This is a genomic window from Sporosarcina jiandibaonis (assembly GCF_013184495.1).
GTDB classification, from domain to species: domain Bacteria; phylum Bacillota; class Bacilli; order Bacillales_A; family Planococcaceae; genus Sporosarcina; species Sporosarcina jiandibaonis.
Genome location: NZ_JAAOIY010000004.1, coordinates 140,995 through 165,110, shown reverse-complemented (window position 1 = coordinate 165,110; position 24,116 = coordinate 140,995). Strand labels below are relative to the sequence as shown.

Annotated in this window: 15 protein-coding genes; 6 read left to right on the top strand and 9 right to left on the bottom strand. The window is 39.9% G+C overall.

The features are described 5' to 3' along the window. The first annotated feature begins 85 nt into the window (after positions 1-85). Positions 86-2,215, top strand: coding sequence for a bifunctional glycosyltransferase/CDP-glycerol:glycerophosphate glycerophosphotransferase (locus tag G8782_RS12130; RefSeq protein WP_172371518.1), 2,130 nt, complete (start codon positions 86-88; stop codon positions 2,213-2,215). 562 nt (positions 2,216-2,777) lie between these two features. Beyond that, positions 2,778-3,533, top strand: a complete 756-nt coding sequence (locus G8782_RS12125; protein ID WP_172371516.1) for an O-antigen ligase family protein — start codon at positions 2,778-2,780, stop codon at positions 3,531-3,533. 59 nt (positions 3,534-3,592) lie between these two features. Here the strand turns inward: G8782_RS12125 and G8782_RS12120 are convergent, their stop codons facing one another. Continuing rightward, positions 3,593-4,621 carry a hypothetical protein gene (locus G8782_RS12120; protein WP_172371515.1) on the bottom strand — a complete coding sequence of 343 codons (1,029 nt, stop codon included), beginning with the start codon at positions 4,619-4,621 and terminating at the stop codon, positions 3,593-3,595. 394 nt (positions 4,622-5,015) lie between these two features. Here G8782_RS12120 and G8782_RS12115 point away from each other — a divergent pair, with 394 nt between their 5' ends. From G8782_RS12115 to G8782_RS12100, 4 genes are all read left to right on the top strand, one after another. After that, a complete protein-coding gene (locus tag G8782_RS12115) occupies positions 5,016-7,160 on the top strand; it encodes an N-acetylmuramoyl-L-alanine amidase family protein (RefSeq protein WP_172371513.1) in 2,145 nt (714 codons plus the stop codon). A 145-nt stretch (positions 7,161-7,305) separates the two neighbouring features. Beyond that, positions 7,306-8,463, top strand: a complete 1,158-nt coding sequence (locus G8782_RS12110; RefSeq protein ID WP_172371511.1) for a CDP-glycerol glycerophosphotransferase family protein — start codon at positions 7,306-7,308, stop codon at positions 8,461-8,463. 29 nt (positions 8,464-8,492) lie between these two features. Further along, entirely contained in the window at positions 8,493-9,584 is a 1,092-nt protein-coding gene (locus G8782_RS12105; protein WP_172371509.1) for a CapA family protein, read from the top strand. A 120-nt stretch (positions 9,585-9,704) separates the two neighbouring features. Beyond that, entirely contained in the window at positions 9,705-10,814 is a 1,110-nt protein-coding gene (locus G8782_RS12100) for a C40 family peptidase (RefSeq protein WP_172371507.1), read from the top strand. A gap of 234 nt (positions 10,815-11,048) precedes the next feature. On the opposite strand, the gene G8782_RS18815 is transcribed toward G8782_RS12100, so the two are convergent. The 8 genes from G8782_RS18815 to G8782_RS12060 form a co-directional block, all read right to left on the bottom strand. Further along, complete coding sequence (locus tag G8782_RS18815; RefSeq protein WP_425505492.1) at positions 11,049-11,171, bottom strand: LPXTG cell wall anchor domain-containing protein; 123 nt, start codon at positions 11,169-11,171, stop codon at positions 11,049-11,051. 48 nt (positions 11,172-11,219) lie between these two features. Continuing rightward, positions 11,220-11,939, bottom strand: coding sequence for an N-acetylmuramoyl-L-alanine amidase (locus G8782_RS12090; protein WP_172371506.1), 720 nt, complete (start codon positions 11,937-11,939; stop codon positions 11,220-11,222). 381 nt (positions 11,940-12,320) lie between these two features. Beyond that, on the bottom strand, positions 12,321-17,723 hold the full coding sequence (locus tag G8782_RS12085) for a S8 family serine peptidase (protein ID WP_172371504.1): 5,403 nt from the start codon (positions 17,721-17,723) through the stop codon (positions 12,321-12,323). A gap of 1,014 nt (positions 17,724-18,737) precedes the next feature. Then, entirely contained in the window at positions 18,738-19,934 is a 1,197-nt protein-coding gene (locus G8782_RS12080) for an aminotransferase class I/II-fold pyridoxal phosphate-dependent enzyme (RefSeq protein ID WP_172371502.1), read from the bottom strand. A gap of 197 nt (positions 19,935-20,131) precedes the next feature. Further along, on the bottom strand, positions 20,132-20,749 hold the full coding sequence (locus G8782_RS12075) for a hypothetical protein (protein ID WP_172371500.1): 618 nt from the start codon (positions 20,747-20,749) through the stop codon (positions 20,132-20,134). 70 nt (positions 20,750-20,819) lie between these two features. After that, positions 20,820-21,548 (bottom strand): hypothetical protein, encoded by a 729-nt coding sequence (locus G8782_RS12070; RefSeq protein WP_172371498.1) that lies wholly within the window; start codon positions 21,546-21,548, stop codon positions 20,820-20,822. Positions 21,549-21,592: 44 nt separating this feature from the next. Next, positions 21,593-22,015 (bottom strand): hypothetical protein, encoded by a 423-nt coding sequence (locus G8782_RS12065; RefSeq protein ID WP_172371497.1) that lies wholly within the window; start codon positions 22,013-22,015, stop codon positions 21,593-21,595. Positions 22,016-22,308: 293 nt separating this feature from the next. Beyond that, positions 22,309-23,253 (bottom strand): nuclease-related domain-containing protein, encoded by a 945-nt coding sequence (locus tag G8782_RS12060; protein WP_172371495.1) that lies wholly within the window; start codon positions 23,251-23,253, stop codon positions 22,309-22,311. Between the last annotated feature and the right edge of the window lie 863 nt (positions 23,254-24,116).

Below are 24,116 nucleotides of genomic sequence, written 5' to 3'. Positions count from 1 at the left end.
CATAAAAATTGTTTTTTCGCCTGTAATACCAAATTTAACTCTTCGTTTTACATGTATCAATAATTTATGTACAAGGAGAATTACCATGAAATCGATTTCCATTATAATGCCTATACACAACACAGAAGAATTTTTAGAGCAAAGTATACAATCTGTCCTGCAACAAACTTATCAACATTTCGAATTGCTATTACTCAACGATAATAGTATGGATAATAGCCAGGGAATTATTGATGAATTCCAAAAATCCGATTCCCGAATTAAAACACATCACTTTACCGAAAGACATGGCGTTGGCGCTGTTCGTAATTCAGGCATTGAAATGGCTACGGGTGATTATATTTATTTTCTCGACAGCGATGATTTTTTGCCCCCTAATACGCTGCAGTTACTCATAGAAAATAGTAAAAACTTTGATTTGCTATCCGGAAATGAAGTGCTAGCAGATGTAAGCCAAGAACAGGATGACAGCAATCTTCCAGATCAAAATGAAATTAAAATATATACGGAAGAAAAATATGATTTAATTCGCAATAGTTCGGTCTTAAATCGGTTGTTTTCAAAAAGTTTTATATTGAATAATGACATAAGATTTTCTGAAGATCTGGAGTGTTTCTCAGATTTACCGTTTTTAGTTCATGCCTTCTCAGCGACAAAGGAAGTTCCTTATGTCAAAGGGAGCGTTTATTATAAACGAAGACGTAATGACCCTATTTCGAATCCTTCCCTCAACCAGACAAGCATGGAAGTCCAGATTACTGATTTTATGCGTGTCTATATGCAATTAAAAGACAAGTACATTGACGATAAAAACATCAATTTATTTTTGGATAATCAATTACTCAGTTTTTATCGCGGGCCAATTGTACAGTATTTGGACAGTAACCATAAGGTTGATAAAGTTTTCCCTGTTTTAAGCGACTCAGCGAGGAGAATGAATTCAAATCTTGTTAAGACAATCCCGGCACATACAAAAAAAGAAATTCGTGAGCTCCGAAAAGGAAACATAGCGCGATATAAAAAAATAAACCTAAGACATCAGCGGCTAAGAAATCTCAAAACAGCTTTAAAGGGGCGAAGACGGCTTTATATTCAATTGTATCGTTCTTTGTTTATGAAGATGCCAATGAAGAAGAAAACTGTCGTTTTCGAGAGTTTTCTAGGGAAATCCTACTCCGATAGCCCGAAGTACATTTATGAATACATGATCAATAATAAGATGGACTATAATTATGTTTGGATTTTTAATGAGAAGAAGAATATCCCTGGTAATGCAATTCAAGTAAAAAGATTTAGTTTGAAGTATTTTTATTACCTTGCACGAGCAAAGTATTGGGTGAGTAATTCGCGACTTCCTATCACGTTAAATAAAAGAGAAGGAAATGTATATTTGCAAACTTGGCATGGGACACCTTTAAAACAATTGGTGTTTGACATGGAGGATGTTTATTCGGCAGATCCAAATTATAAGCCGAATTTTTATAAACAATCTAGAAGATGGGATTATTTAAGTTCACCAAATGCCTATTCATCTGAAATATTTCGCAGGGCGTTTAAATACGAGAAAGAAATGTTGGAATTCGGTTATCCGAGAAATGATATTTTATATACGAAAAATAATCCGGACAATATTAATGATTTAAAGAATTCGATGAGTATACCGACTGATAAAAAGGTTGTTTTGTATGCCCCTACTTGGCGGGATGATGAGTTCTTTTCTGCAGGTAAATATAAATTCACTTTACAACTCGAATTAGATAAGTTGCAGGCTGAGCTTGGTGATAATTATATTGTATTGTTGCGAATGCATTATTTCATTGCCAATCAATTGGATATATCGGAATATAGCGGTTTTGTTTACGATTTTTCGAGTTATGATGATATTGCCGAACTATACTTAGTTTCGGATATATTAATAACGGATTACTCTTCAGTGTTTTTCGATTTTGCGAATTTAAAGAGACCAATTCTGTTCTACACATATGATTTGGAAAATTATCGTGATAAACTCAGAGGTTTTTATCTTGATATCGAAAATGAAGTCCCAGGGCCTTTACTGAGAACGACAGAAGAAATTATTGATGCTATTGCTACGATTGAGGATGTTCAAAAGGAATATCAATCAAAATATGATTCCTTTTATAAGCGGTTTTGTGCTTGGGATAATGGTAATGCATCTAAAAACACGGTTAATGCTGTGTTTAAAGGAAAATAGCGCTAACTTATAAAAACGATCCAATGGTTATTATTGGATCGTTTTGCTATTTCAATGTCTCAAAATCATTACATTTACCATTTTTTGTTTTTTGGTGTATCCTTAAAGAATCAATATTCACATATAATGGAGGTATAAAATGCTAAAAAATCACCAGATTTATCTAGTAAAGTTGATTCTAAATGTTTTTATTTTAGGTAGTCTTTTCATAATGGGAATGCAGTTTACGCCATTTCAATTTATGAGCAAGGAATCATTGATTGGTCCTCTCGTGATTTTAATAGCTATCTTAATATACTACTTAATCTTCAACAGAGATTTCATCGTCTCTAAAAGTTCATTATTAATAATTTCTTTAACTATAATTTTCTTTACTTACTATATATTAAACATCAATATGCAAGTTCCTTTAAAACCTCACTATATGTTATATCTAACGATTATTTTATTAACCTTTCTATTAATAAGTACATTTAAAAATGAAGTTATTTTATTCCCTGTTTCAATTATCTTTGTTTTTCTCTATATAAATGTACTTTTTCTTCCTAGATTGATTTCATACATGAGTTTTACAAATGCGAATTCTAACGGCATAATTGCATTTTTGTTACTGTTTTTTTGCATTATCAATATTAGAGAATCCAATAATATACTTAGAATTATGAACATCTATAATACGTTGTTTTTAATTGCGGCTCTTTTCATCGCGACGTCGCGGGCTGCGATGTTAGCGTTTGTAGTTGTCATCTTTATATATCTTATTGTTAAAAAGCTGCACAAATATATATTTTCTTTTATTGCATCTATAATCATTGCCAGTCAAGCTTTTATATTTATTTATACAAAGGCTAAAAACACTTCGTTGGGAACAGTTTTAAATGATATAACAGTTAAGTACACTGGAAAAAATCTGTTCTCTGGCAGGGAGCGTATTTGGGGAGAAGCCATCGATGATGTTGTTCATTCTAATAGAATTTGGACAGGCGTCGGAAACAATACACAGTACGATGGATTTAATGGTTATTTACATAATCTTTATGTTCAACTATTTTATCAATCAGGATTCATCGGGGTTTTATTGATTTCTGCACTTATATTGGCAATTGCTTTTATAGCAATGAAAGTGAAAACGCATAAGATTGATCATAATTTCAAAATCTTGTTTGCTTACTTCGTCGGAATACTTGTTTTACAAATATTTGAAGGACATCTCATATATAAATTTGAAATTATTACTATGTTATGCTGGATAATAATTGCTCTTTTCGTAAATAAAATTCTTATGTTAAATCTCAACAATGAAAGTACTATTAGTTAATTTTAAATAAAAAAAGCGACTCTATTTTAGTATTAAACTACTTGATAGAGTCGCTTTTTTTAGTCTTTTCGCCACTGAATAAAATACATTAATGAACCTGCTAGTACAGTTACTAAACCGATGGCGCTAATATAAAAAGGGGCTTTTCTATTATTGCTTTTACTTTCAGAAAGCAGTTGTACTTCATCTATATTATCCGACGTTGCATCATCAATTTCTTCTAACTCGCTCTGGTCCTCAACAAGTTCATCCTTTTCGGAATCTTCTTCGACTATGCCTAATTTAATTGCCTCTCCTGCCGTTAACTCACGATGCCCTTCGCCTTCTGTTAACATTATTAAATACTTATCTTCATTCGATTCCCATTTAAGTTCGCCTTTTTCTAGCATATCAATTAATTGCTCAATAGAAAGTTCATTTATATTTACTTCTACCTCATTAACCTCTTCTAACACTATTTCTTCTTCTAACCCTTTGTTATTTTCGTCTGGTGTTGGTGATTCATTTGTGGTTTTTAAAGTGTTATTTGCGTTGCTTGCGTTGCTTGCGTTGCTTGTGTTGCTTGCGTTATTCGTGTTATTTGTATTACTGGAATTTATAGGGGTACTTTTCACCTTAGTGTTATTTGATGTTCCGGATCCTTTAAAGGCATCTTCCTTTACTACTGGTTTAAGGGGCTTAGGAGATTTTGAATCTGGTTTGGCGGTCGGCCTTGAATCTGACTTTGGTTCTGTTTTTGGAATTGTTTGCGGATTTGTTTTCGAATCTGTTTTTGAATCTGTTTTTGGTTCTGTTTTTGGTTCTGTTTTTGGTTCTGATTCTTGATTCGGTTCTTGAATCTGCGGTTCTGGGCTAGTATTCGAATTATTATCTAAATCCAGCTCTTTATCGGGTAAATTACCTGAATCTGTTTCTGGCTCTACCTCATCAGCAAAAGCCGTCATATTCTCAAAAGGCTTTATTATCTGTGATAGAAATTGAATTGATGTCGGGCTTCCTTCAATACTACTTACCATTAATAAAGGAGTTTTAAATAAAAAAATTAGAATTACTATCCCGACCGTTTTTGTCCATATGCTTGTGTTCATTATTTTTCACTCCTTTTTATCAATTTTTCAGTATAGAATGGTCATCCATTTTTACTATGTATTAGTTAAATAGTATCTAAAGCAACCACAAAATGCAATGTCCTATTTATTTCTTAATGTCTATACTTAAGTGTTAGAGATATTTTCAATTTATTTTTGACATGAATAGTCACTCCTCAGGCTAGTGCGTAAAGAATAATCCTTCATCTAAAGTATCGCTCACAAAAATCCAATTTAATATTTTAAAATTTTTCCAGTAAATTCATTTCTAATGTAGTATAATAGACCAATATGGGAGGCGATATTATTACAGGGAAAAAGAACTATTATTTATAGACGAAATTCGCTACTTATTGTTGGTTTTATGAGATTAGTTTTTTATGGGGGATCATGAATGGACAAATTTTTAAAGGCAAGTATTTTTATTATGATTTTCTCGTTATTAATGCAATTGTTTCCTGCTATAACTTTTGCACAAAATTTCGAGGCTGAATCGGTCACGGAAGTATTATTATTTGCGGCAGAAAAAGACGGACATATTGAATTGTTTGAAGATGAAAGTGCTGAAAAAGTCATTAGCATTATTCCAGATTCGACTACAGTAGAATTACTTGATTTAAAAGAGGAGTATTCAAAAGTTCTTTTGATTCCAGTTATTTCCGATGATGAATCAAATTCAAGTCAAGCTGCATTGACAGGTTTTGTTCAAACTATCCATGTAGTAAATTTGTTAGACAAAGATGACTTTCTAGAACAAAGAAAAGATGAAAACTTTATTTTGGAAGGCTACAGAAAAGATAATTTTGAGGAGAATATGCTCAGTGAAGAAGTAAATAATTCATCTGAATTAATAAATGAGCTTGAACTTGAAAATCAGAATAAAGAGATAACTATTAAAAAAGAGCCGAGTCTACAGGCAAAAACTGAAGAATTAATAGAAACAAAGCAGGAGTTTAGTGAAAAAGTTAATAAAGATATTGATTTAGATAGACCAGAAGTTCTGAAAAAGAAGACAGAGGATCAACTTGAAGTGATCCAATCAGAAAAGAATGAAATTAATACAAATAAAAACTTCATGGTTAGTACATTTTCATCAACATTTGTTGCAGCTGTTCCAGCTGTTTCAAAAATTACTTTAAAAGGGGTAGCCCTAAACACTTCAACAAAAATCTACTCACAAACGTCAACGGCATCTTCTGTTTTAAAATCTTATAAACAAGGTCATATACTTTTATTTCAATCACATAATTCTAATTGGTATATTGCAACAGTTTACATAGGTGGTAAACCTCAAACAGGATATATTAACGTAAATGATGTGGACGTCCTTGTAGAGCAGCAAAGACTTGTAGGCTATGGATTAGTTCAACCGGTACATGTATATCAAAGCCCAACGCGAAATAATGGGGTTTTAAAGAGTTATAAGCGTGGGGCTAGGCTCATTTACCGAACTTTTTCGTCGCAATGGCATGAAGCGACAGTAATTATAAACGGTAAAGCAAGGACCGGCTACATTCATGTAAATGATGTAGGACCTGCATTACCTTTATTAAACGTAACTCAATTACCTGTACCAACCGTAACCCAGGCTCCTATAAAAGGAGTAGCCGTATCCAAACTTGTTTCTGTGTATAGCACAACATCTACGAATTCAGCAAAATTAAAGTCTTATTCTCAAGGACGTGTTTTACTTTATCGACCATTTAATAGCGCTTGGTATGAGGCGACAGTTTATGTTAATGGTAAAGCTCGAACTGGTTATATTAATCGTAATGATGTTGAAAATGTTGTGACTAACTCAAAATCCGTTAGAGGGATTGCAGTTAATAGTCCAACAAGAGTTTATTCGAAGGCATCTACTTTGTCTAAAAGCTTGAAAAGCTATTCATTTGGTAAAGGATTAATTTATCGCACTTTTACCGATAGTTGGTATGAAGCGACAGTCTATGTTAACGGAAAACCTACTACGGGATATATCCATAAAAGTCATGTCGTTAATGTTACTGGGAAGAAAATCGTCTTAGATCCTGGTCACGGCGGTTCGGATTCCGGTGCAAAAGCATTAGGCATCATTGAAAAGGAACTAAACTTGGATATCGCTCTTCGGACTAAGAAATTATTGGAGAATGCCGGCTTTAGCGTCTTTATGACAAGAACAACAGATACTTATGTTTCATTGGCAGGAAGAGCTGCGATTGCTAATAACTTGAAAGCTGATATTTTCGTAAGCATTCATGGAAATGCATTTAACAGCTCTGCTCGTGGTGTTGAGACATTCTGGTATGGAAAATTTGAGAAAGCAAATAGTAATCGCCTTGCTAACTTATTGCAATATAATGTAGTAAGTAAAACGAACATTTCTCATAGAAGAGTTGCTGAAGGGAATTTTCATGTCATCCGAGAAACAGCAATTCCCAGTGCTCTTTTGGAAGTTGGTTTTATAGATAATCCAAGCGATGCGGCAAAATTGAAACAAAGTAAATATAGACAACTGGCCGCCGAAGGGATTATGCTTGGCGTATTGGATTATTTCAAGTGATCAATTACAATAGCCGTTCTCGTAAGCTTTATTTTAAGCTAACGAGAACGGCTATTTTTCAAATAAACATTTCCACGTCTTTCATTAGTTATTAACATATCTGTTATAATTAAAAGCACGATTTAATTGTAAAGAAGGTGCCCACTTGTCTAAAGAATTCCTAATCGCTATGTATTTATTCCTGACAAAATCAATCTTCACAATCGCCAAGCTCTTCCCTATCCAAAACAAATACGTTTTCGTTTCTAGTTTTGGGGATAACGCTGATTATGTGGCGCGTGAGGTTCTTCGCCAGCAACAAGCTGACGTTGTGATTTTGCGGTCTCGAAAAAGTAATTATTCATATGCTCAATTGAATATAGATGAGAAACGAATCATTTCTTTTGATAGTTTGAATATAATTCAGTATGTGATGAGTATTTACCATCTAGCGACAGCACGCCATGTTTTTGTCGATAATTACTTTGCGTTTTTAAGCGTGATGAATTTCAAGCCAGGTGTCGAATGCATCCAACTTTGGCATGCTGCGGGGGCCGTGAAAAAGTTCGGGATGGAAGACCCGACATTTTATGACCGATCTACGTCTGCGCAGAAACGATTCAAGCAAGTGTATTCGCGTTTCGACAAGGTGGTTGTCGGATCGGAATCGATGATTCCTATTTTCAAAAAAGCTTTTAATTTAAATGATAACCAGTTTTTGAAAACTGGAATCCCGCGTACTGATTTTTTCTATGATGAAACGGCGAAGTCTGCCGCTATTCGCAAGGTCTATAATACCTATCCGGAAATCGAATCGAAGAAAGTTATTTTATATGCGCCTACGTTTCGACGTGATGAATTGGAAGGTCAGGAAATCGGACTCGAGGTTGAGAAAATGGCAACGGCGCTCGGACCGGAGTTTATGTTGTTAATTCGTATGCATCCAGCAGTTAAGATGAATTATGTAGACTCTCGCATAGACGGTGTACTTGATGTTTCGGCTTATCCGAATGTCAATCATCTTTTGTTGGTGACGGATTATTTACTATCCGATTATTCATCGATGCCTTATGAATTCGCATTATTGAATCGTCCCCAAATCTTTTTTCCATATGATTTGAGAGACTATGAGAAAGAAAGCGGCTTTTGGGCTTCTTATGATGAGGTCGTGCCGGGGCCAATTGTTCAATCGACAGATGAGATTATTGAATTAATTCGCCAGGATGATTTTGATCTGGAGGAAATAGCTGAGTTTTCTAATCGTTGGAATCGCTATTCGGCGGGACAGTCCTCCCGTGCTCTGATAGATTATCTAAAGCAATAACAAACATCTCAATGAAGGGGCGTAATTATATGAAAAGGCTATTACTGTTCTTTGTTCTATTGTTTTTAGCTGGGTGCTCCTTTTCTGATCATAATGAGGTACGCGTTCCAGACGATTTTACCGTTAAAGAAACACCAGAAGTCACCTATAATACTCCCCCAACCAGAATGACCATCGGGATGATCGGAGATATTTTATTGCATAATCCGCTATACACATACGATGACTATGCGTATTCTTTCGCAGAAGTGAAATCGTCGATGGAGTCGATTGATTTTTTATTGGCCAATCAAGAGTCAATGCCTGCGGGTGATATTTTTGAGTATAGCGGGTATCCGGCTTTTAATAGCCCGGCGCATATTATTAAAGGGTTGCAGGATGCGGGTGTGAATATGGTATCGATTGCGAATAACCATACATTGGACCGCGGGGAAAAAGGGACGTTGGCTGCGATTGAAAATATTAAGTCTTACGACATGCCTTATGTCGGTGCTTATACGTCTTTCGAGGATCAAGACGAGTTGCGAATTGTAACGGTCAATGATATTACGATTGGATTTTTGGCGTATACGTACGGGACGAACGGGATTCCGACGCCTGAAGGGAAAGATTATTTGGTTGCGCGAATCGACCCGGAACGCATTTCACAGGAAGTGAAAGCAATGAAGAAATTGGTGGATGTTGCAGTTGTTTCGATGCATTGGGGAAATGAGTACGAGCTTTCTCCAAATCAAACGCAAAAGGATTTGGCGCAGGTGATTGCGGATGCGGGCGGCGATATCATTTTCGGACATCATCCTCATGTGTTGCAGCAGTTCGATATGCTGGAAGGCGAAAATGGAAATCCTACGCATGTTTTTTATTCGCTGGGGAATTTCTTTTCCGGGCAAAAGTTCGAGTATACGGATATCGGCGGTATCGCGCGCTTGACGATTGAAAAAGATGAATCGAACACGATCTCACCGATTACGATTAGTCATCCGTCCTTTTTTCCGACGGCTGTCGTGAAAGATGAGAAAGGGGTTTCCCGGGTAGTGCCGCTGAAAGGCGTCGAAAAGGAAAAGATTGTATCGAATGATTGGGTCATCGATCATATGAATGCCACACTGTTTGCGGAGTAAACTGTCGAATTCGCTCTGTTTGTAATATATTTGTAATTAAAATGTTCTTGTTAAATTTTCCTTTTGAGGTAGAATTAGAGAGAGGTAGATATATCTACAACCTTAAAAGGGGGAACATAATTGAAGAAAACCGTTTTTTCTGTAATGGCGACAACTGCCCTTGCAACGATGATTGCTGTTGGCGACGCGGAAGCTTCAACAGATACATATAATGTTAAACCAGGTGATTCCCTTTGGAAAATTGCTCTGAATCATAATGTTTCTGTTAATAATATAAAGACTTGGAATAATTTAAATGGAGATTTGATTTTCCCGAATCAAAAACTTGTGTTGTCTGCGAGCACGACTGCTACTGCGACAAGCACAGCTAAGAAACCGGCTACTGCGCCTATTGCTGCTGCGACGACGAGCAGTACGTACACGGTTAAACGCGGCGACACGCTTGGCGCGATTGCTTCGGCTCATAAAACGACGGTTGCGAAGTTGGCATCTTTAAATAATATTAGAAATGTCAACGTCCTTAGTGTTGGACAAGTATTGAAGGTTGAAAATGCTGCAGCGGCTGTAACGACTCCGCCGGCGCAAACAACGCCTGTTACGACAACACCGAAGGTACCTGCGCCTGCTGCAACGGCTCCTTCTACTACAGCGACGACGTATACGGTTGTGGGCGGCGATACGCTTTCACACATTAGTGCGCGTTTCGGTGTGCCGATCAGCGAGATTATGAGAGCGAACGGCATTACGACACATATCATTCATATCGGGCAAAAGCTTAAGTTAAATGGCGGAACGTCTACGGATAAGGTTTCGAACCCTAAACCGGCTGTACCTTCTGCATCTGCATCGGGCATTGGTGCTTATGCGAATTTAATAGCTACTGCACAAACGCTAAAAGGAATTCCTTATGTATGGGGAGGACAAACGACAAGCGGCTTTGACTGTAGCGGGTTCATCCACTACGTTCACAACAAAGCTGGTATTTCCATGACACGTACAAATTCGACTGGCTATTTTAACAGATCATTTTATGTCGAAACGCCACAACCTGGTGATTTAGTATTTTTCAAAAATACATACCGAGCGGGCATTTCTCATTTGGGTGTTTATTTAGGAAATGGCAACTTCATTCACGCAGGTTCTAGCGGAGTTGCTATCAATAATGTAAATGATAGCTATTGGAAAACGAAGTTTGATAGTTATAAGCGTCTTTATAGCGTTGCGAATTAATTTTTGAAGATTATAGAGGTTCATGGACGGGGAATCCGTCTGTGGGCCTTTTTTGTGGGTTTATTCGTGTGGTTGGTGGTGGGTTTGGTCGTTTCGGGGGCGGTAATGGGCGCTTCGACGGCTGTTATAGTCGTTTGGGGAGACTCTTTAGTCGTTTCGACGTCCGCAAGGTCGTTGGCTACTTTAATTTTTAAAAAGAGACTACGCTACCACGGCTAAGTCTCTCTTTCTTTATTAAGCTATTACTTCTGATTTTCTATTTCTTGCTACTAAAAGGATTCCACCAGCTGCTGTAAATAGTAAGCCAATTGCTAGTAAATTAAAGCCGTTTGTAGCTGTTTTCGGATGAAATTGTATTGTGCATGCGACTAATATCCCGAGTATGGAAAGAGGTTCCCAAACTATTTAAAACCCGATTTCGGACCAACTAAACAGAGAGCCTGGATCTGTTTTTCGGCTTGGTGCATATTCATCGTGGCCAATAATATGCGCTCTATCTTTCTTTATAGCTGGGTTTCTATTGACTATATCATTGACTAATCTTCGCAGGGATTGGTACTGTGCTTCAGTAAATCCAATGTGGAGCCCGGGGATGGAGTCATATATATTAGCAGGCACCATTGAATTCATTTCTTCCTTTGTTCCAATTGCCAGCATTTCAATTCCAATTGAATACTTATTTAGCTGGTCTTTATAGTGTGGAAAGTCCTTTAAATCCCCTTCCCCCGCATGATGGGCAATTCGATTCTCCGGGACCAGCAGATAAATTTCACCCTCTCTTCCAATCATATAATGCGCGGAAATCCCGTAATCGACGAAGGTCTCACGAATGTCATTCGGGTTGTAAGGGTCCTCGGGCTTTTGCGCAGCATTACTGGTGAAATGAAATACGATATGTGTGATTGGTGTTATTCTATCTTCAGAATTTTTCTGCGGGAGGAGATAATTAATCGTTGGAATACTTGTTATTGTCATTGGAGAGGCAAAGTTGAGGTTACCTGTCCCTTTATTTGATGCTTGTCCAATTCTTAAAGTTGGTATATCCTCCGCTTTTGTTGTTTCATTGGAACATCCTGCGATAAGAAATAATGTTGCGAGTAAAATAATCCATGTTCTTTGTTTCATATTTTATTGTAGTCCTTTCATATAGCCCCCAAAATGCCGCTTCCCGCTTTAATTAAGGTAGTTTTATTACTGTATGTATCTGTTAATTAGGGTTAGTGAACTTAGTCTTTCTAATTAGTTCTTTTGTTTCGTGTGAAAGCAATGGAAATAGTTACTTTATAATGTACCAAAGCCAACAAATTATGTCTATAGACCTTGTTATAGTAATTAAGGGAGTAGGTGGGTTTAGTGGGTTTAGTCGCTTTGGTAATGGCTATGGTCGTTTGGGGAGTGGCTTTAGTCGTTTGAGACGCATCTTTAGTCGTTTCGACTTCCGCGAGGTTGTTGGCTACTCCAAAGTAAAAGAGACTACGCCGCCTGGGCATAGTCTCTCTTCGATTATTATTCTACTAGTCTTCCCTCGTCATCGAAGAAATACGTTTTTCCTTTGATCTTCACGTAACCTGTTTGCATGACGCCTTTGTTGTCGGTGTAGTACTTGTGTCCGCCGTCCGTGATCCAACCGAACTGCATGCTGCCATTATCCCGGCTGAAGAAATATCTTTTCGACTGGTGATCAACCCAACCGGATTGTCTAATGCCGTCGTCACCGAGATAGTAAGTGTCGCCTGAAACTTTTACCATGCCCGTTTGCATGACGCCATTCTTGTCGAAGTAGTACATGTTGGAATCAATTTCATACCAACCTTTGACTTTCTTACCGTCGACAATATAATACGTTTTACCACCTTCGTAGTACCAGCCGCCAGTTTCTTCATCGCCGCTGCCAGAACCTTTGACAGTAATTGTGCCGTCAGCTGCTTGTCTAACTGTATTGCCTGCAGCGTCTGTGAGTTCGACAACTATGACTGCTCCGTCAACTGTGATGTTCGGAACAACCCAAGTTGTGCTGTAAACGCCCGGTGATACTTCTTCGATCGGCAAGCTTGTTGAAGATAGTAGATTCCCTTGTGCTGGAATTTGTACTGTGAAGCTTGCTGCTCCGCCTTCTGCATCACTCGAGAATGAAATATCTACTTCATCGCCCGGTTTGACTGTTCGATTGGCCGATGGTTGTAGGTTTTCGATTGTCGGCGCGTTCCATTTCGCTGTTACGGTAACTGTTTTCGTTTCCGAGTTTCCAGCTAAGTCGGACGCTACGACTGTGATTTCATTCGCGCCTTCGTCAAGCAGAATTCGTTTCGAGTAGTTTCCGTCTGTGACCGTTACCGGCACTCCGTTAACTTCTACGGAATCGAGATGTTCGTCTGAGACAGTCCCTTCAACAGTGACTGTTTCACGATTTGTTAGATCGCCGTCTTCCGGACTATCGATTGTTAATGCCGGAGCAACTGTATCTAGCGTGACTGTCACTGGTTCAGAAGATCCAGCTGTATCTCCGCCAAATAGTGTCACTGCAACAAACTTGTTCTCGCCTTCTGTTAAGTTGGCATCGAATGAGAATGTACCGTCATCGCCAATTTCAGCCGACCCGACTTCTTCGCCGTTGTTTTTCAACTGGATTGTCGTCGTTGGTGAAGCTGTCCCTTCGATTGTCACTGTTTCTTGATTCGTGACCAAGCCGGATTCAGGAGTCGTAATGACCGGCTTCGCGATTTCATAATCTACGCGCGCACGAATCATATAGTTCCCTTCTTCTGCTGGAGATGCAGACCAAGCTCCGCCAACATATTGGTAACTTCTTTTCGCATTCGTACTGCTTTCATCCGTTGCGAGACCTGGTGCATTCGGATTTGCCTTCGTTTGAATGTAAACCATATAGAAATCGCCATCAACAATGATGTTGTGATCTCTCAGGTTCACTGATGTCCACGTTCCGTCGCGTTTTGCTGTTCCGGCAATTGGACCTGCTAACTTTTTGCCTGGCAAGCCGTTTGAACCTGCATCCCATACTTCTACTGCGAATTCAGTTCCGCCCGGTACAGGCCATTCTGTATCCCAGAAGCGGAATACGCCGTCCGTTACGATTGCGGAATCTCTTCCTTCAGGCAGAGACATCTTCACTGCCCAACCGTTTCCTGCATCGTAGAAAGCACGTGCGTTTTCAGGAGTTCCATCGTCATAACCGATTTCGCCGCCTGGATACGTGTAGTACGGATCGAGTTCGACATTGACTTCGATCGGATCTGAACCGATCGTGATTTCAACTTCTTGGCTGTGGAAATTAAGCGCCATAACTTTTAGCGTATAGGTTCCTTCATACGCAGTCAGTGAGAAGTTTCCATTTTCATCCGTTTCTACTGGTTGAATATTTGCATCTTCGATCAATAGAAGTGTTGCATTCGCGATCGCGTTGCCTGTTTCACTGTTTGTAACTTGTCCAGTGACAGTGCCTTGATCTAACTCGTCTAATGTGAAATTAGCGAGAGTTTCTTCGCCGTCCGCGATTGATACTGTTTGTTGTTTTGTTTCGTACCCGTAGGCTCCTGCTTCAACTGTGAAATCTCCAACTGGGAGCGTGAGCGAATAGGATCCGTCGGCCGGATTTGTAAAGACAGTTCTTCCGTTTTCGAGGACACTTACTTGTGCGCGAATTGGAAGTGCTGTTGGTGCTGTACTTTCTTTTTTAGCAGATGCTTTTTGGACCGAATCGGCTGAGGCTGTTTGATTTGACGTGTTTGAAAGTCCGACATCATCAATATACCAACCGTCTCTGACCACGCTGCCATCGGAGAATGCTTCGAACCCGACATAGACGCGTTGACCGCTATATGCGGAAAGGTCGATTTCTACATCCGTCCAATTGGCTGTCAGTCCTTGGAATTTTTGCAGTCGAGTCCAGTTCACCTGATCTGTAGAAACCACGACATGACCGTAATCCCAAGCTGTGCCCGCTGTAGATTGTTCGAAGTTATGCCAGTTTTTGAATGTCAGGTAGGCATCTCCTTCTGGCAAATCGATTGCCGGCATGACTAGTTTCGCGTTCATATTTGATAAATATGGTCCGGCAAGATTTGTTGCATAGACCTTTTCACCGGATGCCGCCCCGTTTGGACCCGATGTCGGAACGCCCAATTGCCAAGTATCGTTCGTTCCGAATGAATACCAACCGGATGGCGAGCCTTCAAAGTCTTCGAAGTACCCTACCGTGATGCCCGGTTTCACTTCGACTGTGTACTCTTCAGTTGCTACGACGTTTCCACCGTAGTCGCTAGTTTCGAAGTAGTAAGTGATTGACTGGCCTGTAACTTGATTCCCAGGAATCGTTGCGCTGAATGTTCCGCTTGATTCGTTTCCGGAATCTTGTGTCGCTTGCACTTGTTGCCAAGCGCCTTCTGTATCTTTGTAATGAAGATTCACGTAAGAAATTCTCAAGTTATCAGTTACGTTTGCCTTCAGTACTAAGTCCATTTCAGAATACACTTCTTGCGGTGCGGTATGGTTGATGACTGGCGCTTCGCTGTCATCGCTGTATTGCGATGTTTCGGCTAAACCTACATCGTCAATATACCAACCTTCTCGCACGACGCTTCCGTCAGAGAACATGTGGAAACCAAGGTAAACGCGCCCGCTGTATTCTGACAAGTCAATTTCCGTCGCTTTCCAACCATCTGACAAGCCTTGGAACATTTCTAAGTTTGTCCAGTTCTCCCCGTCCGTGGAGATGACGACATGTCCATAATCCCAAGCTCTTCCTGCCGATGATTCTTCAAAGTTATGCCAGTGTTTGAACTGCAAGAAGGAAGGCCCTTCTGGTAGATCTACTGGCGGCATAACGAGCGTTGCGTTCATGCTGCTATTGTAGTTTCCAGCTAGATTTGTCGCATAAACGTTTTCACCTGAATATGCTTCACCTGGTCCGGAAGTTGGTGCGCCCCATTGCCACGCATCATTTGCTCCCTTGGAATACCAACCAACTGGTGAGTGACTTGTATCGAAGTTTTCGAAATAGCCAGTTGTGATTCCGGCTTTAACTTCGATTGAATACTCGCCACTTTCAACTGTGTTGTTGCCGTAGTCGTTAATCACCCATTTGTAAGTGAATGAAGGCACCGCAATGTCGTCGCCTGCAATTTTCACTGCATAATCTCCTGACTTGAAGTCGCCAGATTTGCGAGTTGCATCAACAGTTGTCCACTCATCACCTGTTTTGTACATTAGTTGAACGCCGGTAATGCTGACGTTATCGCTGACAAAGACAGATAGATTCAAGTCCATGCCTGCGTATGTTTCTGCTGGCGCACTATGCTCAAATGTCGGTGCTTCTGCATCTTCACCGTCTACCATAACTTGTCCTTTTAACGTTCCGAGTCCATCTATAATTGACGATACTGCTTCATACGCATCGACAAGCCCGTATCCATATCCGTGGTTTGGAGATTCAGGATATTGGGAATCAGTTAAAGGAGTCGCTGTATCCAATAAAAGCTGTTCCATTTCATCAACGGTTATGTTGGCATTCACTTGACGTAATAATGCCGCAACCCCTGAAACAGCTGGTCCGGACATTGAAGTGCCATTCCAACCGCCTTCATATCCGCTTCCTGGTACAGTTGACCGAATATTGACCCCTGGTGCTGATATATCTGGTTTAATTTCACCGTAAGGAGAGGGGCCTCTTAACGAGAAACTAGCAACCTTATTATTTATATCAGTTGCACCTGTTGCAAATGACTCGGGATAGTTAGCCGGCACAGCTACTGATCCCGGTCCACCAGGATTCCCTACCCTTGTATTCCCAGCTGAAAACTCAGGGAAAATTTCCGCCGCTCTCCAAGCTATAACCGTAGGACGATACCATTCATCAAGACCTGGTCCGCCGCCCCATGAGTTATTGACAACGTCTGGCGCCATGTTTACATCACCGCCTGGAGCAATAATCCATTGTGCAGCATTTAATAAAATCGCATCGGTTGTGCTACCTGCTGCGTTAAATACTTTTGTCGCAATCCATTTAGCGCCTGGTGCTACACCGACCTGATTCGCCCCATTCGGTTCGCTGCCAACCATCGTTCCTGTCACGTGAGTTCCGTGGCCGTGATCATCTAATGGAGCAGCTTTTCCGCCCGAAGCATCAAACCAGCTATATTGGTGATTTACTGCTCCTGTACCCGCATCGTATCCGCGGTACTTCGCTTTCAATCCCGGGTGATCCCACTGAACACCCGTGTCGAGACTTGCAACTACAGTCCCCGATCCGTCAATTCCAAGCGCCCAAGCTGCAGGTGCATTTACTCGTTCGACGTTCCACTCGACGTTTGCCAGTTCTGATTGTGGTGCAACTTCATCAGCTTTGACAACCGCTTCATGCAATTGACGTTCCTCGTTCGGTAAAATCTTTTCAACCTCCGCAAAAGCTGCAATTTTCTCTGCAACTTCTTTTGTTGCTGTAACTGCCATTCCGTTGACGATAAAATATGAATTGTATTCATCCACATTTCCGCTCGCCATCTCGCCTTCCAAATACTCGACAACGCCTTGTTGCGATTCAATTGCAACGGATTTTAGATCAGATACGACAGCTGAACGTTGTTGAAATTTCGCGTCATGCGCGGACAATTTATTCTTCTCTGCTTTTGCCCGAGCTTCTTTTGCAACTTTTGCCGAATCTGATTGCTCTTTAAACTTTACGAGAAAGGTTAACTTTTCTTGTTTTTCGAATTCACCTAGTAAACGTTTGCCCATTTTTTCTTTTGGAGTTGCTTGGGTTTCATTTACAGACTGATGCAATTTCCCACTGGATGACTCTGCTGCCGCAAATCCGGGTGTGATTAATGAAAGAACCATAAGAAAAGTGGCGAACATGCTAAACGCCCTTTTCTGAGTGCGTTTCTTGTTCCTCAATAAGATTTCCTCCCTTTTTTGACGAAGATTTTGAGTCGTGATTTGTTAGTGAGTTGCTAGTGAGTTGCTTTGCTGGGCGTGCTCGTCTGTAATTAGATAAATGAGCATATAAAAAACACCTAAAATCCTAAGCTATTTTGATAGTCGAGGTTCTCAAGGTGTCGATCAATTTTATGCTACTATCTAATTTTTAACGGATCAAAGAAATTTGAAGTTTACTATCGCAATTTGCCTCCTTTCTACATTTTCTTTACCAGTTGCACATTGCCCCCCCTTTTTCTACTAAAATCTATTCTTTGACCAACTAGAGCTTAAAATACATATTTTCATAAGTCAATACAATATGTTGACTATTATGTCAAATCAGTATTATCATACTAACAATTCGACATTTATTGCAGTAAAACAACAAATATAACACATCATTTTAGATAAAAGAACCAGTCGAAAATGGCGTGAATACTGGTTTTTGGCTATTTAGACGATGTTCCTAGACAGAAAGTCGGTGTGGTTTTCCAGTTTATTGGTTGGCGTGTTTTGGGGTTAATTTCTTTAAAACGACCTTCCGATTGAATAGTTTACTGAATTTACTGAGTTGTTTGAGGTGGTGGGTGTTTTTGATGTGTGATGTGGTGATTTGTATTGATTAGACTTAAATGACTAGTCGATGAGGCGAATCTTTTAACCTAGTAAAATGGAGGTTTTACAGATTATTGGAAATGAAATTTTTGTAGCATTTGTAAAATAGTGTGGATTTTTTGGAAACTTGCATGGAAATTCAGTGTGTATTCTTGTGATTATTACGGGATATGACATCGTGTAATATGGTGGATTTTTGCTTTTTCTAGTATACGGATTTTTCAGCTGCCTTTCAAGTGGCATGGAGTGCTTTAGTCGTTTGTGAAGCTAGTTTAGTCGCTTGGATAAGCTTATTAGTCGTTTCGGTGACCGCATTGGTCGTTTCCCCCTTCTGCACATTAAAAAACGCCCCGTTTGAATCTCAGGGGCGTGGGTTTAAACCAAGGGTGGATCTGGCACCATATGGCGTTGATTTCTTCGCCAATTCACAACCCAATTTTCCAGGCGATTCATCGCGATTTCGAGTTGGTCATACGCGTAGGCGTACGAAATTCGGATGTATCCTTCACCAAGCGGAGTAAATGCACTGCCCGGAACAACCGCGATATCAGCTTCTTTTAGTACTGTGAGGGCAAATTGTTCGGATGACATATTGAATTCTTTGATTGACGGGAAAATGTAAAATGCCCCGGTCGGTTTGACGGTTTCGAGTCCCATGAAAGTGAGTCGATTGTATACGAGATTTCGCCGTTTAATATATTCTTCGTTCATCGCTGTCGGCGTGTCTTGGCATTTTGTAAGCGCGGTGAGGGCCGCATATTGAGCTGGCGCGTTGACACAAAGCGTATTATGCGCGTGGGCTTTGACCGCATGTTTCATCCACTGTTCGGCAGCTAGTAGAAAACCGACGCGCCACCCTGTCATCGCATGCGATTTTGAAAGACCGTGAATGAGAAAAAGTTTGTCCTTGAGTTGCGGGTACTGTGCAAATGAAATATGTTCCCCTTCAAATGTATTTTCACTGTAGATTTCGTCTGAAACGATGAAGATGTCGTGTCTAGTCAGCATCTCGACAAGCGCATCCATCATTTGTTTCGGTATGGTTACTCCTGTTGGGTTTGACGGGAAGCTAAATACCACCGCTTTTGTTTTCGGCGTTATCAGTGCTTCGAGTTGGGCTGGATCCGGTATGAAGTTCGTTTTCGTCGTATCCAAATATACCGCCTTCGCCCCTGTTAATGAAATAAGCGGATCATACCCCGAAAAAATGGGCGCGGGTATTACGATTTCGTCCCCTTCGTTTAAAATCGTGCGAAATGTAGCATCCATCCCCCCACTTGCACCCGCGGTCACTAGAATTTCAGTTTGCGGATTATAAGTAAATCCGTATTTTTGCGTGAAGAAGTCACTTATCGCTTCACGCAATTCTAAAATCCCCATGTTTGGCGTGTACGTCGTTTTGTCGTTTTGGATAGCTTCTATTCCAGCGTCTTTAATTAATTCCGGTGTCGTAAAATCAGGTTGGCCAATCGTAAGGTTAATGGCATTTGGATAGTTGCTGAGCATATTTGCGACTTTTCGAATTCCTGAAAGTTCAATACCCTGAATCCGTGAACTAGCTGATAACGTCAATACACTTCCCCCTTTTACGAAGCGATTTTTTTGATCGCTTACTTAAGTATAGTTTACAGAATTTTTGATATGAGTGGTAGGGGGAATTTTGTGGGGGGATATCTCTGGATGTGCATATCATCCAGGTAATCTCAACAATCAAACGCTAGAAAACCCCTTGTTCATTCAATACAAATGAGCAAGGAGTTTATCCGCTTTTATTGGGCTGATTCTGGTTCTGGAGTTGTTTCGGGTTCGGGTTCGGGTTCAGGCGCCGACTTCGGTTGTGTCAGCGTTTCGGGTTCAGGTGTTGAATCTGGTTCTACCACCGGCACAGAATCTGGAGTCGATTTTACTTTCCCCCCTGGTTTCGGTCCTGGATTGCCTTTGGCTGTAATTTTATCCATCTTTTCAATGGCTTCCTTTTGTATTGCATCCAGACTGGCATTGATCCCTGCTTTTTCTTTAGTGTTATCAATTTTCAAATTAGCTTTTAAGGTATCAGCATACTCTTCCAATGCTTTTGTACGTTTCTTTTTTTCTTCCTGAGTGAACGCAGCCAACTCATCTTCGGCTTTTTTCTTTTCTTCCTGCATAGCTATTCTTAGTTCATCCATAAGACGGTTCTTTACTGCAGCGATTGCCTCGGATATCTCTTGTTCAGATGCCGTCTTTTTAGCTTCAAACCAATTGATTAATGAACTCCCCGCATCCTGTCCTGCAAAGACATTATTCATACCGCTTCCTAGTCCAATTGTTAACACGAGAACTCCGAGTAATATGCCAATCTTTTTAATACTGAAGTTACTGTTATACTTTTTGAATTTATTTAACATGTTTGCACCTCCATTTAAAACAATAAGGACCTCACTGGATGAGGTCCCTATGAAGCAATTGTACCATTCGTTAAATACCGTCTACTAGACCTTGCATTTCTTCTTTTGCAGCATTTTCAAGTTCGGCTGCTTTATTCTTAATAAGTGTTTGTTGTGCAGCAACTAATTCGTTTTTCTTTGTTGTGATTAACCCCCGAAGTTCAATGATTTTAGCATCAATTTTGCCTTTGATTTCTTCAACAGTCGAATCTTTTTCTGTTGCTAATTGAGCTTGAAGTTCTGATTTTGCGTTGTTGATTGCAGACTGTAATTGACTAACGGCCTCACCTTTTACAATTTCCAAATCATTCTTTAATGCCTTAACGGCCGCTTCACCCTTTGCTCCAGTGTGTGTAGTTAAATCAGTTGTAGCATACTGCAATCCCGCAGCGCCAGCTTCGTTAATTAATCCCTCTGCATAGCTTGAAAGTTCATTAAATTGAGTAGCCATATGTTCTGCGATGGCTGTTTTTTGTTTATTAATAGCAGTAATATGTTCATCCTTTTGTTCATTAATTCTTGATGTTGCTACAGCTGTTCCTGTTTCTCCTGAAGTATTAATGCTATTTGTAGCAGTGTTTTTCAACCCGTTGTATTCATTTACTAATCCTGGGATTTTACCATTCGCATATGTTGTTAGTTCGGTGATCCCTTCTTGAGTTGATTGTTTAAATAGCCCATTGTACCAAGTTTGGAGATTTTGACCAGCGTCAGATGCTCCAAACGCTACCCCAGTTCCTGCTACAAGTCCAAAAGCCAATGTTCCTGCGATTACTTTACCTTTTACTGTTTTGTATGAATGCCTTACTCGCTGAATACTTCTTGTACCATTTGTTCAAAATCTTGATTAATTTCTTCTTCAATGTTCAGACCTTTTACGTACTCATCGAAATTTACGTTTTCAAGCTCGGTGACCGCGTTATTCAGACTATTTATCATTTCAGCCTGGTACTCACCGATTCCGGTCTTTGCATTATTTACGTGTTTGTTACTGAAATCTGCAATTGTGGTACTAATGTCGATTTTTAAATCTCTCAAAAAGGCGTTGACCTCTTTAAAGATCAAAATCATACCCGTTGCAGTAGCTGCACCTAACTCTTCACTCTCTTTCTGAAATGCTTTCTTATACCAGTCAGAAAGGTTTTGCCCCGAATTGTTACTTGCGTAGATCGTTCCTGCACTTAATAAGAGGGTGAAAAGCAGAAAGATGCTCAATACTTTTTTCACCGTTAACACCTCTCTAGTAAATTTCATACTTCTTCATGCAAAGATCTCCTCCAATACTTTTTTTCAGCTTCTTGCTTATTTTGTATCCACCCTTAGTATAGGAGGATTCCTGTGAGTCATCCTCACTCCAAAGGGTGATTTCTTGATATCGATAGTCTACTTTGGTTTCTACTTTTGGAGAAAGGGCGGTACACTTTAGTAGCAGATGGTAATAACTGATTTGTTGTGATTTCATTTTAATACACGACCATAAAGAAGCCGCCTAGTAAACTTGGCGGCTGCATTTAACAAATCTATTTCTTTAATTTTTGTTTATATAAGGGCATTTTATAATTCCAGGTGTATATTGTCCTTGGTGGTTTTCCGGTTCGATTTAGGTAGAGTTGTTTAAAGATTTTGCTGGCGGCTGTGTTCGATTTTAATTCCAGAAAGTATCTGAGTTGTTTATTCGTGAGTGTTGGGTTGATTAGGAGGAACCAATCGGCAACTGCTTGTCCGATTGCTACGCTGCTGATTTTTCCGCATGATTCGCAATTCCATGTACGGCCAGGAATTCTTTTCATTTTGGTATTACATTCGAGGCAAAGTATGCCGATTTCCAAGTCCGATGGGGGAATGTTATATAATTCGCATGCGGGAATTCGTTTCCAATGGATTTGACTGCTTTTGAATTGATTGGCCAGATTGGTAATTTGTTGCTGTGTAAGGCTGTCTGGTATATTTGGCAATTCGCGAATATATTTTGGCAATTGTTTACCGTATTTTACTGTGAAGGGTTTTGGTATTTCTTGTATTATTGTTCGTTGATTGGCCATGACCAGTATAGGTTCTATTGGAATATTTATTTGGAGCTTTTTAAGCCAGCTTTTAATTCCATGGGCAGCACGATCGAGTTGATGTAGGATGCAATCGAATTTTTCAATTTCGCCATTTGGAGAAATTTTTATTGTTTTACCTGAGTCTACATCAAAAATAACAGTGCCTGCGTATTTTTTGATTTCCAATAGAATGATTCGTTTTCGGGTTAGAATTAGGGTGTCGAGTTGAGCAAAGAAATTGGGGAGGATTTCTAAAGTTAAGCCCTTTAAAATGATAACGTCTTGGGGGAGACCGATTTCTGGAAGGATTCGATCGACGTCAACTTCACCGGAATATCCGGCCTTTACTTGGTACAACTTTTCACTGATTGCTTTGTTCTGTGGGTGTTTTTCGGATAGCCTTGGTAATAAACGTTGCAAGAGAATTAATTCGTTCGGTGGTTCGCGTTTAGTGTAAATATAAACTCCCTCCTTTAGACTGAATGTTCATTTACCTACATAATATTACCAAGCCTTCTCTGAATAAGCAACGTTTTTTGGATATGCAGAGTACTTGAAGTGAAAATCCTCTCTTAGAGTTAATAAGAGAGGCGCATGATTATATATGGAGTTGGAATTATAGATTCGTGTTCACTTCACTTTATAGCTGGGAAACGTGCGTGTGTGAACTAGGAAGCGCTTTGTACAAACTGGGAAACGATAGCTGTAAACCTAGAAATGTTTCAGCAAAACTAGGTACGTTACTTGGAACCAGGAAACGTTTCGCCCAAACTGGGAAACGTTACATCGAAACCTGGAAACGTTTCACCCAAACTTGGTAACGTTACTCGGAACCAGGAAACGTTTCGCTCAAACTGGGAAACGTTCTACGGAAACCTGGAAACCTGGAAACGTTTCACCCAAACTTGGTAACGTTACTTGGTACTAGGAAACGTTTCAACAGAACTAGGTAACGTTACTCGGAACCAGGAAACGTTTCGCTCAAACTGGGAAACGTTATACGGAAACCTGGAAACGTTTCAACCAAACTTGGTAACGTTACTTGGAACTAGGAAACGTTTCGCTCAAACTGGGAAACGTTATACGGAAACCTGGAAACGTTTCAACCGAACTAGGTAACGTTACTCGGAACCAGGAAACGTTTCGTACAAACTGGGAAACGTTACATGGAAACCTGGAAACGTTTCACTCAAACTAGGTAACGTTACATGGTACTAGGAAACGTTTCGTACAAACTGGGAAACGTTACATCGAAACCTGGAAACGTTTCACCCAAACTAGGT